We start from the raw sequence: 12,465 nt of genomic DNA, 5'->3' as shown, positions 1-12,465 counted from the left end.
GGTTAATTATAATTGTACGGGGTTAGACGCAAAACTGGCTGTAGAACTTGTGACGTGCTCATGACATTGTGATGAGTGGTAAGTACCTCAGTAGGTAACGGTAGACATCACGATCGCCAACTGACCCAGACCGATCAGTAAACCCAGCGCAGCGGCCAGTGCGGCCACTTTGGTGAGTCCATTGCCTATAGCCTGATAAGCAGCTGTTTGAACGGTCTCCCTGCTGATCCCGTCGATTTTTTCGGCGATCATGCGCTCGAGATTGAGCTCCTCCTGCAGGTTTTTGACATATCCCTGCATTACCACCGGGAAAATGGTTTCCAGTTCTTTCAGGAATATCTCCTTTAATTGATTAATGGTGCGGTCGCCGATCAAAGACCCGATGATCGGGAAAGCCTTGGGTAAACCTTTACGGAGAAAGTCATCCACATGAACCTCTACCATGGGTTGGATCTTCTGGTAGTTGGCCGGATCGGCGATCTTCTGTTCCAGTACGGCAGGATCGAAGAATTCGGTACTTACTTTTTGGGCTAAAGCAGCCGTCCACGCCTGTCGGCGGCGGGGCAAAGCATAATTAAAAAAGAGATACGCTGCCAATTGAACGCTCAGCCAGCCGGTAAGGGCGGTGAGGATCGGCAGCATTAACCACCAGGAACTCATGTGTGCTGAATTGAGGGTGCAAAGAAAGGGGAATTAAACGACCGGTAAGAAATTTTTCAGGCTGCTAATATGATACATGTAGAATTAAATAATGTATATTTCCTGATAGTTTACTTGATCGACCTGGATCCTTTTGAAAATAATCTTAAAACCAAAATTTGATTTGCTATGATTACCATGCACGAAGTGCGCCTTGGCAGCAGGGTGCGCTACCTGGATTATGAAGTGGAAATAACAGGTATCGACTTACTCCCGCTATTTGAGCTTCCTGTAAATGCTGTAAAGGATAAAAACATTAATTGGACCGACCTTTCGCCCATTACAATCAACTCCTCCACGCTCCACAATATTGGATTTCAACGGCAGGAACACCACGGAACCAGCTGCTTTCAACGCGGAGCAATTATCCTCATTCAGCACGGCGACCATTTCACCTGGCAAAACCCCTCCGATTACACCGTGCGTTGCGCCCTCCGCCACCTGCACCAGCTTCAAAACCTGTATTATGCGCTGACGGGCGATGAGTTACTGCCAACAGCCAGCATTTCTCCATTTGCTAAATACCGTGCGGGCAATATGGTTTGTTACCAGGGACAAGCCGGTTCGCTCAAATCCATCAGGCCCGACCAGGTAACCTGGGTAAGCGAGTCCGCCAATTACCAGGCGCCCGAAAGTAGTCTGGAGGCTTCCGGCGATGCCTTTGCAGAAGAAGCATTCAGGAGGATCGCAAGCGCCCTGGAAGTGGAAGAACTCCCTGCCACCGCCACCATGCTGGCCAACCTGGGGCTCATCGATAATCAACGTATTACCGGCCATGAAGGGGTTTTACAGGTACGCAAAAGCAAGGAGACCGTTTCCTTGTACACCATTTATGGAGGAGTAGTGAGCGAAGAGATCCGCTCCGTAAGCGATTTCCAGAATCTTTTCCATGTACTGACCGAAGGAGTAAAGGCCCGAGTAAGCAGGCCCGTCGAAAACGCTTTGCCGGGATGTAGGTATGTTCGCGGCAAAGCGGTTACTATTATAACCGGTCAGCAGCAACGCACGGAGCGCCGTGGGCCTTGCTTTGGAATGATTGCCAATACGATCGGTGTGAAAAAAATCACAGCTTTGAAAAAAAATGATGCATGATTTTTTGGCGGCAATGTGAATTGCTTTACTTTTGCACTCCCAATACGGTGGCCATAGCTCAGTTGGTTAGAGCATCAGATTGTGGTTCTGAGGGTCGCCGGTTCGAACCCGGTTGGCCACCCAACGCTGAAAACCGCCACAGACAAAGGTTTCAGCAAATTTGATTCTTCGTTCGTTGATTGCGGCAATTACAAGATGTCACACATTATGTCACACTTTTAATTGCCGCTTATGCTTTCTACTACTTTCAATGGCTGCTCGCGCAGCGCCTTAACAGTCACCCCAAAAAATTGGAACACAAAAAGGGCTACCGCTTCGGAGCCCTGGAGAATCACCTACAGGTTCTACGATCCCGCTTTTAAGGACACCCCGAAATGGGGACACCAGTCCCAGCTCCGCGGCATGAATGAGTGGAGTACCGTCGAGGACCGGCAGAAGGCCACAAAGCACCTTTTAGCCGAGGAACTCGACCGGCTCGATAAACAGGGATGGAACCCGATTACCCGGCAGTATATGGCCCCTGCTGACGAGATTCTGGAGTACGAGATCAGACCCGACACCCTTTTTATTCAGGCGTTGGAAGCTGCCCGGAATAGGGTAGTGGCAGTACACCAGGTGAAGCTCGATATCAAAAGCGTGATAAAGGGAGTTGCCGAAGCCGCCGGCCAGCTGGTGGAAACGAAGTTCCGGGTACGGTACGACGAGCTGCCGATCTGCGAGATCCGCACAAAGCACATAAAGTACATCCTGGACAGGTGCGAAAAGAATAATCCCAACTGGAGCAACAGTCGGTACAACAAGTACAAGGCTTACCTGAGCATGCTTTTCCGGGAACTGCTGACCATCGAAGCCATCGACGGCAACCCGGCCAGGGATATTCCGACCAGGAAGAAAACCAAAAAGGTAAGGGCTATCCTGACCATCGAGGAGCAGCTGAAGATCGATGCGCACCTGAAAAGCAAGTGTTACAATTTCTGGCGATACATGCAGATCTTTTACCGGTCCGGCTCACGCACAACTGAAATGCTATCACTGCGGAAGAATAACAAGATCAACCTCAAAAAACAAGAGTTCATTGTCCTGATCAAAAAGGGCAAGGAGTATACCGAAAGCGTACGGCCTATTCCTGCTGATGTGTTGACCTTGTGGCAGGAGGTTTGGGACCAGGCGGCTGCCGGTGATTATCTGTTCAGTGTGAACCTGGCACCCGGGCCAACTACGATCAGGCCGGAGCAGATCGGGCGCCGCTGGGCCCGCCATGTCAAAGCTCCCGTTGATCGGGGGGGCCTGAATATCGATAAAGATTTCTATTCCCTTAAACACCTCCATACTGATAACGTTGCTGCCATGTTCGATATCGAAACTGCGCAGGCTGCCACCGGCCACACCACTGCAGGCATGGCCATGGTGTATGCGGTAGGAGAGAAGCAGCGAAAACTCGATAAACTGAAGAAGACAGTGGTGGGATTTGGCCATGCGAACTAAAAAATAAGGGGGCACCGGCGTCAACCTGGAGTGCCCCCATCCATTAATCCTATCCTGTGTACAGGTTGGTACGGATCAATGAAGTAGGTAAAGCAAGCCCCCGATGGCGCCAGCTGGTCGCGGTAGCTTTTGCACTGCTGCGCAGTTCCGCCTTGAACCAGCCAGCAGTCGGGAGATTTGAAATAAGCCCCAGTAATCATTGCGGATCCTGTAGCTGCGAGCAAGGTACAATTTAATGTTGAAAAAAGACGTTATTTACCGAACTGGTTATAAGCACATCGGCAATAATAGGTTGTGTAATTATAGGCTTTGTGGCAGTTTCGGGGCATGGCAACAAAGAAAGGAAAGGCTAAGTCGGGGAAAATACATAAGGGGCTGCCGCTGTCTGAGAAGACGGCCGCGCGGATCAAATCCTTGCGCCTGGCAAAGGGCTTTACTTCTGCAGAAATGTTCGCTTTTAACAACGGTTTTAACCGGTCGCAATACATTACTTACGAGAAAGGAGTAGATCTTAGATTGTCCTCCCTGGAGCGGCTGTGCCAGGCTCACGGCATGACAATGGCCGAGTTCTTTTCAGAAGGCTTTGAGTAAATTGCGCCTATGTTGAAAGACCCGCGTTTCCTAGCCATCAAAATGTTGCTGCTGAACAATCACATCAAGCAATTCCACGAGATCTTCACTGGGCAGAAGTTCCCAGTTACAGTTATGGCCCTATACATGAAGATGGGCACCAGGCGCCTGAGCAATATCATTAAAGACCCATCACAGTTGACCTACGAGGAAGCCGGCAGGATGGCTGATTACTTCGATGTTCCTCCTTCCGTGATCTCCCTGATAATTCATAACCAGCTTAACGAAAAGAAGTAATTGAGATAACAAAATGGTAGGGGTCTGGAGGTGTTAAAATTAAATGTTTAATAATCAATGTGGTAGTCACCCGAGGTTACAGTCAAGGCCTTTATTTTGACATTTTTAATTGACGGGTCTCCAGTATTGGGATTAATATCAGTCTGGTAGAATTCGAAGAGTTCATTATTGAGGTCTAGGGGAACCGTTATCTCGTGGCTTTTGTACAAGGCACCCCTATCGAACACGTCGAAAGTAACCACTACGGTCCCCTTCAATGTAACAGGTTTATCGAATTTTGCGTCAATTGCCCAGTATCGATTACCTATGTTTGGCGGCTGGTACTGATATATGAAAATACTCATAACCCTATGGTTGTCGCCTGCAGCTTCGTCATTTTCTTTTTTGCATGCTACAAAGGATAAAAGAAGGACAGCCAAAAGAGCAATGTTCCGCATGATAGAATGTTTTAATATTAGTCGACAAATCAGCAATCTGTTTCATAAAAAATAGCATTCTTTAAACCGGCGCAGAGCATATCAAGCGAATATAGGATGCCAGTATGTTAATTGATAAACCGACTGATTTCATGCTCCCAAACCAAATAACCAGCTCCATTCAAATGCAGCCCGTCGTAGGTGAAGGTGCTGTCTAAATATTGCCCCTTTAATAGTGCGCTGTGTACATCGACAAATTGAACACTTTCCTTGGTAACCAATTCGGCTAAGGCTTTATTAAGCTCAACAACCCTCGATTCTAACATAAAATAATCCCCGCAGGTGGGAAAGACAGAATTTACGACAATCTGAGTTCCAGGAGATTGAGCTTTGATCCTGGTAATGATCTTTGAATAATTGGCAATTATGGAATCCGTTGAAATATCCCCCTGAATATCATTTATTCCACATTCAATGACGATTTTCTTAGGCCTTGAAGTTGCAATAAAATCAATTCGATCAACGAGATGCGCGCTAGTATTTAGGGTAATTCCTCTATTTTTCACTTTAGGTCCAAATACCTCGGAAACTAAAAATCCTTCAGTAATGCTGGTGCCAACAAAAACGATATCAGTGGTATCAATTTTCGACGACTTAAATGCGTCCACTCGGCCAGAATTCCATTTAGAAGCGAATGATTGATTGCTTTCTTTAGGCTGGCCAGTGCTCGAATAATAAATACGTTTGCCAGCAAAGAACAAAATAAAAGCTGCGTTTAGGGCCAATGATAAGTAAGTAAGTCTTTTCATTGAGAGGGGTGTTTGGAAAGCAAGTCTACAATAGTTTACGAATGTGGTTTTTTTGTGTGAAACGTCCAATACCCTGAAGTTGGTATGGTCTAGGTGTTTCCTATTAAAAATTTTATTAAAAGCAACCGATCACAGCATTTATTCGAAAGGTAATTACTAAATTTATTGGCACTACTCGAACTATTATAAGGCGTCAACCACTAAGATCCAGTATCCCTTAATCCTATTCTCATACCTCAAAACCATTGTACCATGCTAAACGGTAACGGTCTGGCTACGCCTTGTTTAACTTGCTCTTATCTTTCTTCATGCCCCTATCTAGTTCTCGATCTTGCTCTACAGCATCGTTATTGTGCGCGACTTCGATCAGGGAATTTTCAGGTCTCTTCTCAAGCCGAGCGAGGGATTGAAGCATCACATCGTGATACGCCGATTCAATTCGGTGACCTGCCGAAACCATTGTCACAAGTGCAGTTAAATTAGCTGTTAGGTTAGACAAGTTCGACGCAAAAGATGCGAAAGTATCCTTGAAAAACTTATCATTTTGCTGTAAAATGTCTATGTAGTCCTGGAGGGTCGCGTTTGTCGGGCCCTCCAGTATTGTTTCTGAGGGATTTAGTGAGGAGTTCTCCCTATGTTGTGGTGTTGCTTTTTGCAATACATCTTTCGAGAACTTTTCGAGGGCACCCAAGAATCTTAAATTGCCACCTTTGGCTAAAACCTGGTCTATATAATTCTCTGAGTAGTTAAGCTCCTTCTCAATTGCAGAACGCTCCCAACCCTCTTTTTTGAGATTTACTAAAAGCACTTCGATCTGTTCTTTCAATTCCATTTAACAGAATGGCTTGTTTATTGAATGTTATCTAAATGTTGCAAAAAGCAATACTTTTATTGTGATTATTGCAAAAAGCAATACTATATTTGCTATGCAAAGCAATCAAAGATACATGGAAACAGTAACAAAGAAAAAGAGCGAGGCGCTGGCTGAACAGGAATTTAAGGCCTTACAAACTTACCGGGCAAGGTTCGGCACGTCGGTAGCCTGCGCGACTTCGATCGGCATTGACCGTAATGTGTTAGAAAGGGTCATGCTTACCGGCTCTGGTTCTCCTGAGACTATTGCCAAGATCAAACTGGCTTTGGGATTTTGAACTATGGACTGAGAGTAGGTTACTGATATACGCAAAGAAAGCACCGAAAATCGAATTATGCAATCAGTCGGTGAGGTTTGATAAATGTTACAGAGAGCTTAAAACTTTTTAATATGACCGCTGATCAAGCTCTGGCCGCCTGTGCCAGGATAATGGACCCAAACCGCAAGTAAAATGCTTAACCTGTCTATAAACGACTTAATCGAATTAGAGGCCTACGCCGAGAAGACAAGAGAGAAGGCGGAGGAGATCGCAACTTTTTGCCGCAATCAACGAACGAAGATTTTGGCCGGTGTTTCTACACCAGCCGTCCAACAGGGCCTCGATGATTTGAAGTTTAAGGCGGAGGTGCTCGGCAAGCGGAAAGCGAGATTATTGAGAAGCCAAAATAAAGCAAAAGCCAATGGAAAGTAAGTTCATCATGCCGGTAGACGCTTCGCTGTACACATTCAAGTTTAAGCATGTACAGTCGATCCTGGTCAGGTACCACACGTTCCGCACGTTCGGTAACAAGAAGATCTCCGTGCACCTGGATAAGGTCGAGATCGAGCCGGCCTTACTGAAGGAGTTGAACAATACTGCAGAGCTCATGCGCCTGGCTGAAGCTGCCGCCGAGAACAACGCGAAGTCGTTCTGGGAAGAATTCGATCTCAAGCGGCAGGACCGACGGCTAACAGCCATGAACTTATAAAAATTGGTCACGCAGCCCTCGTAAATCCTAACCGTATGATAATTCTGTTCTGTTTCTCAGCAATCGTACTCGCACTTACCCTTAACCTGTTACGCATAACCCTTAAACAAGGCAACCAATGTACTACATCATCATCTTCCTCTTTTTGATCTTGGGCATAGTCTCACTGTGGAAGGCTTTTTCGAAGGGAAAGACAACTATCATGGAGGAGTGTGAAGACGCTTACGACGACTTGCTGGAACGCATTGGGAAGTGCCAGAATCACAAGGAGCTGGGCAAGGCTGAAGATTCCGTTGACGACTTCTACGACTACTATGTAAACAAGATTGACGGCACTACACTGAACGGATTATTCGGCCGCCTCAATAGCGCCCTGAACTATAAAAGAGTGAATCTATGAAAAAGTATTTGCGCCTTTTTCTCGAATACATCGCGCTTATGATCGTGGCTTCGATAGTGATCGCTCCCGAGGAGTGGCCACTGCAAAGAGACGACGAGTGAGTTCGCGATCGGTTAAGGCACTGAAGAAATAGGCGCATGGGCGCCGTGGTTTAATGGGGTCACTGTAGGGGCGGTTATAGGGTTGCCGCCCCATTTTTAAAACTCTTTGCCTGACGGTGGGCAGTCATCACCGGGACAGTTCTTTACATCATCATCCACCTTGACAAAGTGGGAACATTTCTCGAATTGGCCGGCATCTTTTAAAGAGCGGATGTCGGCACACCGCGAGGTAGAGCAGAGGTAGCTCGCTGGGCTCATAACCCAGAGGTCGGGGGTTCAAGTCCCTCCCTCGCAACACTCTTTATTTACAGATGAACGCCTGTGTTTTGGGTGCACCTGGGGCACAGGTAATTGGTAGCGGAGCGCGTTGGATGCGATAAGCCGATGAGGTAAATAAACGGGTTCGATTCCCGCCGCAACCACCTGATCAAAGGAGTCCTGTTGACGACAAAGCGAGCAGGCTCGCCACCTGCGCGTGGCTCCCTTGATTAATCTTTCGGAGGTATTGATCACTCACCAGGGAGCCGGCAAACATAACCTCCCGGCCCAGAGGAAAGACTGGAGAGTGTGACGAAAACATAAGGTTATGAAATAGCTCTTGGTTTTTTCGAGTTGTTCAACGCAGAACCGGCAAAAGGATGTAGTGAAATATGGGGCCGGTTCTTTTGACTGTCATCATTAAATCAATCATACATGACAACAGAAATTCAGATGGAAAAAGAGGTAAATATCCCCCCCCCAATTCAGTTTAGAGCTGAATCCGGAAGGAACAAATATTCCTGAAGTTTTTGGCCTAACCACCGAACGGGCTGAGGAGTTGAGGCCGCTTATGAGTGATTGTCTAAAACAATTCACTGAGAATAAAGAGGCGGATAACACTTCAATACCAGTATCGCTCGCGAGGTTGGCGAAAAGCATGAATGAAGCCTTTTATTTGATGTACATGGCTGGAGTTAAGACGGAGCAATGGACTAGCATGATGTGCAGCCCGTTGGGCGCCTTGCTGGGGATGATGGGTAGAAGATAGAAGTAGCTCAATGGTTTTGTGTACCGGCAATGAAGCGTGTGATACGCCGGTTCTGGAGAAGTAGCTCAGAGGTAGAGCAGCACCCTGATACGGTGAAGGTCGTCGGTTCGAATCCCTCTTTCTCCACATTACTTTTTTCATATGGCAAGCAATCTCCCCGGCGGCAGCTCTCTGCCTCACGGCCGGGCTCTTTTTCCCTTGCCATAAAAACAATTAAAAGCTTGCAAAATGGGAGCATACATGCCAGACAACTATGTTCAGATCGATGTGAAAAACATCAAAGACGGTTTTGCCAGGTGCAACATGTATACCGGTGGTCGGTGCGTGCAAATAGTGATGCAAGAGGCTGACTATAAAGAGTTGATTCGTGACGGCTTTTTCATTCGCGATGGCAAGAGTAAGGATAGCGCTGATGTGATCAACACCACAAAGACCTACATCCCGGAATAACCTTCTTAATCAATAACCAATGAATAAAGAAACTACCGCTTTTGAGTCCTGGGCACTGGTCGAACTCATGGGCCACGTAAAGCTCGCAGGCCTGTGCTCAGAGCAAACAGTTTTCGGCGGCGCAATGCTTCGCGTGGATATCCCCGAAACTAGCAAGCAACCTGCTTTTTCTCGCTTCTATGGTACGTCTGCAATCTATAGCGTGACACCTGTCGATGAAAAGACCGCGAAGGAACTGGCTGAAAGCTTTACGGCCACGCCGGTCCAGATTTGGGACGTGCGAGCAATGCTCGATAAGAACGAACCCCTTAAAAAGGCTCTTCTTACTTCTTCATGTGCACCGATCGCAACGCCGGCAGCCGAAGACGACGATGATGAAACCGGATACGAAGGACCTGATTACCCCTACTAAGTCATGCCTTACCTGCAGTGTAACATATACAGCAATTTCGGCGGCCGGCAGTACGGCGCAGCGGGCGATCCGGTAACACGGATCAGCGATCGCGGCAACGTTCAGATCGTAGAAGGGAAAGACGGAATACGGTTTTCCGTACCGACCGAGAAGCTGACCGAAGCGCTCACCGAAATTGACTCAACGAACACTGCACCCCAGCTGGCCACAGTAAAACCTCGATCTCACGGAAAGACTGTAAAATCTTCATCTATACAAACACTGTTTTGATCATGGCAACAGTACTCGCAAGCCGGAATTGTAATCACGCTACCTGCCAAGGTGAATGCCGCCGGGCAAAGAAGGAAATGCCGGTACGTACCCCAATCCGTCGCGCTTCGAAGAAACGGGCAAAGCAGGAACGCCAATACACAGGTCTGCGCAAGAGGTTCCTGCAGGCTAATCCTGACTGCCAGGCTAACGTATGTGGATGTTCCGGCAAGGCTGAGCATATTCACCATATGGCCGGCCGGATCGGTGACGACCTGACCGACGTGGACAATTTCCTGGCTGTCTGCCCTGAGTGTCACCACTGGATCGAGACACACCCGGTGGAGGCCAAGGCACTTTGCCTATCGATCAGCCGCCTGCAGGTGACAAAGAAGGATCGCACCACCTACGCTCCGGAGGAAGCAGTTGTTTAGGCCATGAACCAGTATGTACGCGCTTGCTTCGATCACCTGCTTACCGGCCGCTACATGCGGTACAGCAAGAACCTGGAAGGGGACGAGGTCTTCAAGGTCTACAACGACCGAGCCGAAGTCGTCGCTTACTACCCAATCAGATTTTTCCAGCCATTAAGGGCGCAGGCCGAGCTGTTCGGCGAGCAGCAGCAGGAGACCACCCAAGTAAAGGATCTGCGCTACCTGTTCAAAGAAGACCGGAAAGGCCGAATCACGCTGAACCTCTCGATCATCCGCCAACAACATGGCAACACCTGGATTTACAAACGTTACAAAAAGCTTAAGCATGAAAAAAATGATCATCAGCCAGGAGCACTTAAAACCTGCGCTGAAGAAACTGGGTCAGGCGGTACCGGCAAAGCCTGTCATCCCTGCAACTTCCAACTTGCTGTGCCGGGTGAGTGGAAATGAGGTCGAGCTGGTCACCACCGACCTGGAGCTCACTATCATCTACAAATGTCCCTGCGAATCCGAAGAAGGGCCCTTTGAAATCCTATTACCATTCGACTTCCTGAAGAAGGTTGTCGCTCTCACTGGTCATATGCCGATCACGATCGAGCATCCCGCGGAGAAGCGTGCGCGGATAGTAGCAGGCGAGGATGTGTACGACTTGAAGAGCCTGGAACCGGTTGCCGATTTCCCGAAGCTCCCGAACATCCCTAAAAAGAACAGCGTCAAGCTCAGCCCGGAAACCATGAAGCGGGTGATTGCATCGATGCAGGCCTGCAGTCACGACGACCTGCGCCCTTCAATGACTTACTCCTGCCTCGATATCGAAGATGGCAAGATCACGATCGTGGCCACCGACGCGCAAATCCTTTACCGTTACGAAGTGGTTTGTGATCCTGCGATCCCTAAAGACCAGGTTTTGGTTTCACAAAAACTGGCTGCAGCCTTGGATGGCGCCGGCGACACGGAACTGTACTGGCAAAAGAAGCACGCAGCTTTCAAGGCCGAGAACCTGACCGTGATCATCACCAGACAGGAAAGCAAGTTTCCAGATTACAGGGTAGCTATTCCCAACCACGAGGCCAATTTGGAGGTCAACCGTAACGAGTTGATCACCTCGCTGGAAAAGGTCCTGCTGGGCAATTCAAAGAGTTGCCTGCTGCACCCGAATCCTGATCGCATGAAGATCACGGCGAACGACATGGACCTCGAGCGCGAAGTCGAAAGTGTTGTGGCAGGGGTGTACTCTGGCGACACTAAACTCTTCTCCTTAAACCCAAAGAGGCTCATTACGCTACTTTCTCAGGTGGAGTATGATCGTGTAGCCCTGCACATCGATTCGCCCCGCAGAGCGGTTCTATTGAGCTCTCAGGAGGATTCGAATTACCTCGGACTGATAATGCCTTTACTCATCGATTAAAACCACATCAACTATGAGTTTCTTTCACCAAATACACAACCTCGGCGATGATGCCGACCTGACCCTCCGGATCGTCCGGAAGGATGACAAGCTTACGATCGACGTGCGCCCAGGTGCACGCACCGGCCTCACTCCGAAGATCCTCACCGGTACTCCTGAAGAGCTTGCAGACGGTTTCCTGCAGGCGATCACAAAAAAGCCTGAACCGCAGGCAGGTCTGTCCGTTCAGGATCTACCCACTGAATCTTCGGAAAAGAAGGAGCAGCCGGCTAAAAAGGAAAGCCCTGCAGCTGCCAAAAAGGGCAAGGATAAAGGCAAGGCCAAGCAGGCAGCCCAAAAGCCAGAGAAGAAGGAAAAGCCAGCAAAGCCAAAGCCTGCGGCCCCGCGCGAGGTATCAATGTTCGACCAGCCGGCTGACGACGATAAAACAGACCAGGAAGTCGACGCAGAACTCGAGGCCGCAAACCTGGCTGAAGACGCGGCCGAAGAGACTGGCGATGATGAGCAAACCGAAGCGTAAACTTTAAAATTCCAAATACAATGGCTTTACAAGTGACCAGCCTCAAAAGGGCTTTCAAGATGAAGAAGGATGGCAAGGAAATCATCCTGCCTGATCCCAACCCCGATATGACGATCGAAGAGGTTTTGCAGTTCCATTCTGGCAGCTATCCGGAACTGACCACCTCCACGATCTCCGGCCCGGTGCCCGACGGCAATAAGGCTGTATACACGTTCAAAACCACAGTAGGAACCAAAGGATGAAAAAAGATCTTA

At 48.4% G+C, this 12,465-nt stretch carries 19 protein-coding genes and 3 tRNA genes; 18 read left to right on the top strand and 4 right to left on the bottom strand.

Annotated elements, in window-relative coordinates:
• Window positions 1-87: 87 nt before the first annotated feature.
• Window positions 88-660: a DUF445 domain-containing protein gene (locus P2H89_RS12910; protein ID WP_275827342.1), complete on the bottom strand. Its 573-nt coding sequence runs from the start codon at window positions 658-660 to the stop codon at window positions 88-90.
• Between the two features lie 168 nt (window positions 661-828).
• Here P2H89_RS12910 and P2H89_RS12905 point away from each other — a divergent pair, with 168 nt between their 5' ends.
• From P2H89_RS12905 to P2H89_RS12885, 5 genes are all read left to right on the top strand, one after another.
• Window positions 829-1,791 carry a hypothetical protein gene (locus tag P2H89_RS12905; protein ID WP_275827340.1) on the top strand — a complete coding sequence of 321 codons (963 nt, stop codon included), beginning with the start codon at window positions 829-831 and terminating at the stop codon, window positions 1,789-1,791.
• A 47-nt stretch (window positions 1,792-1,838) separates the two neighbouring features.
• Window positions 1,839-1,912, top strand: a tRNA-His gene (locus tag P2H89_RS12900).
• 110 nt (window positions 1,913-2,022) lie between these two features.
• Window positions 2,023-3,276, top strand: a complete 1,254-nt coding sequence (locus P2H89_RS12895) for a tyrosine-type recombinase/integrase (protein WP_275827338.1) — start codon at window positions 2,023-2,025, stop codon at window positions 3,274-3,276.
• Window positions 3,277-3,603: 327 nt separating this feature from the next.
• Entirely contained in the window at window positions 3,604-3,867 is a 264-nt protein-coding gene (locus P2H89_RS12890; protein WP_275827336.1) for a hypothetical protein, read from the top strand.
• A gap of 9 nt (window positions 3,868-3,876) precedes the next feature.
• Window positions 3,877-4,143, top strand: a complete 267-nt coding sequence (locus tag P2H89_RS12885; RefSeq protein ID WP_275827335.1) for a hypothetical protein — start codon at window positions 3,877-3,879, stop codon at window positions 4,141-4,143.
• 47 nt (window positions 4,144-4,190) lie between these two features.
• Here the strand turns inward: P2H89_RS12885 and P2H89_RS12880 are convergent, their stop codons facing one another.
• From P2H89_RS12880 to P2H89_RS12870, 3 genes are all read right to left on the bottom strand, one after another.
• Window positions 4,191-4,580: a hypothetical protein gene (locus tag P2H89_RS12880; protein ID WP_275827333.1), complete on the bottom strand. Its 390-nt coding sequence runs from the start codon at window positions 4,578-4,580 to the stop codon at window positions 4,191-4,193.
• A 107-nt stretch (window positions 4,581-4,687) separates the two neighbouring features.
• Entirely contained in the window at window positions 4,688-5,368 is a 681-nt protein-coding gene (locus P2H89_RS12875) for a GDSL-type esterase/lipase family protein (protein WP_275827331.1), read from the bottom strand.
• 274 nt (window positions 5,369-5,642) lie between these two features.
• Complete coding sequence (locus P2H89_RS12870; protein ID WP_275827329.1) at window positions 5,643-6,200, bottom strand: hypothetical protein; 558 nt, start codon at window positions 6,198-6,200, stop codon at window positions 5,643-5,645.
• A 115-nt stretch (window positions 6,201-6,315) separates the two neighbouring features.
• Between P2H89_RS12870 and P2H89_RS12865 the strand changes: the two genes are divergently transcribed.
• The 13 genes from P2H89_RS12865 to P2H89_RS12805 all read left to right on the top strand — a co-directional run bounded on the left by P2H89_RS12865 (window position 6,316) and on the right by P2H89_RS12805 (window position 12,453).
• Window positions 6,316-6,519 (top strand): hypothetical protein, encoded by a 204-nt coding sequence (locus P2H89_RS12865; RefSeq protein ID WP_275827326.1) that lies wholly within the window; start codon window positions 6,316-6,318, stop codon window positions 6,517-6,519.
• 174 nt (window positions 6,520-6,693) lie between these two features.
• Complete coding sequence (locus P2H89_RS12860; protein WP_275827324.1) at window positions 6,694-6,933, top strand: hypothetical protein; 240 nt, start codon at window positions 6,694-6,696, stop codon at window positions 6,931-6,933.
• Entirely contained in the window at window positions 6,923-7,210 is a 288-nt protein-coding gene (locus tag P2H89_RS12855) for a hypothetical protein (protein WP_275827322.1), read from the top strand. Before P2H89_RS12860 ends, P2H89_RS12855 begins: the two co-directional genes overlap by 11 nt.
• A gap of 118 nt (window positions 7,211-7,328) precedes the next feature.
• Window positions 7,329-7,610 (top strand): hypothetical protein, encoded by a 282-nt coding sequence (locus tag P2H89_RS12850; protein ID WP_275827320.1) that lies wholly within the window; start codon window positions 7,329-7,331, stop codon window positions 7,608-7,610.
• Between the two features lie 324 nt (window positions 7,611-7,934).
• Window positions 7,935-8,006, top strand: a tRNA-Met gene (locus P2H89_RS12845).
• Between the two features lie 786 nt (window positions 8,007-8,792).
• Window positions 8,793-8,864: transfer RNA gene (locus P2H89_RS12840), tRNA-Ile, on the top strand.
• A gap of 114 nt (window positions 8,865-8,978) precedes the next feature.
• The gene (locus tag P2H89_RS12835) at window positions 8,979-9,188 is read left to right on the top strand and encodes a hypothetical protein (protein ID WP_275827318.1); all 210 of its coding nucleotides are present in this window, start codon (window positions 8,979-8,981) and stop codon (window positions 9,186-9,188) included.
• Window positions 9,189-9,207: 19 nt separating this feature from the next.
• Window positions 9,208-9,600, top strand: a complete 393-nt coding sequence (locus P2H89_RS12830) for a hypothetical protein (RefSeq protein WP_275827316.1) — start codon at window positions 9,208-9,210, stop codon at window positions 9,598-9,600.
• A gap of 272 nt (window positions 9,601-9,872) precedes the next feature.
• Window positions 9,873-10,283, top strand: coding sequence for an HNH endonuclease signature motif containing protein (locus tag P2H89_RS12825; protein ID WP_275827314.1), 411 nt, complete (start codon window positions 9,873-9,875; stop codon window positions 10,281-10,283).
• Between the two features lie 3 nt (window positions 10,284-10,286).
• A complete protein-coding gene (locus tag P2H89_RS12820) occupies window positions 10,287-10,733 on the top strand; it encodes a hypothetical protein (RefSeq protein WP_275827312.1) in 447 nt (148 codons plus the stop codon).
• The gene (locus tag P2H89_RS12815) at window positions 10,618-11,691 is read left to right on the top strand and encodes a DNA polymerase III subunit beta (protein WP_275827387.1); all 1,074 of its coding nucleotides are present in this window, start codon (window positions 10,618-10,620) and stop codon (window positions 11,689-11,691) included. The genes P2H89_RS12820 and P2H89_RS12815 overlap by 116 nt, the downstream gene beginning before the upstream one ends.
• 13 nt (window positions 11,692-11,704) lie before the next feature.
• Window positions 11,705-12,211 (top strand): hypothetical protein, encoded by a 507-nt coding sequence (locus P2H89_RS12810; RefSeq protein WP_275827310.1) that lies wholly within the window; start codon window positions 11,705-11,707, stop codon window positions 12,209-12,211.
• 20 nt (window positions 12,212-12,231) lie between these two features.
• Window positions 12,232-12,453 (top strand): PRTRC system protein C, encoded by a 222-nt coding sequence (locus tag P2H89_RS12805; RefSeq protein WP_275827309.1) that lies wholly within the window; start codon window positions 12,232-12,234, stop codon window positions 12,451-12,453.
• Window positions 12,454-12,465: the final 12 nt, after the last annotated feature.

Source organism: Paraflavitalea sp. CAU 1676 (assembly GCF_029223285.1).
Taxonomy (GTDB): domain Bacteria; phylum Bacteroidota; class Bacteroidia; order Chitinophagales; family Chitinophagaceae; genus Paraflavitalea.
The sequence above is the reverse complement of the archived record's forward strand: the minus strand, read 5'-3'. Positions and strand labels throughout refer to the sequence as shown.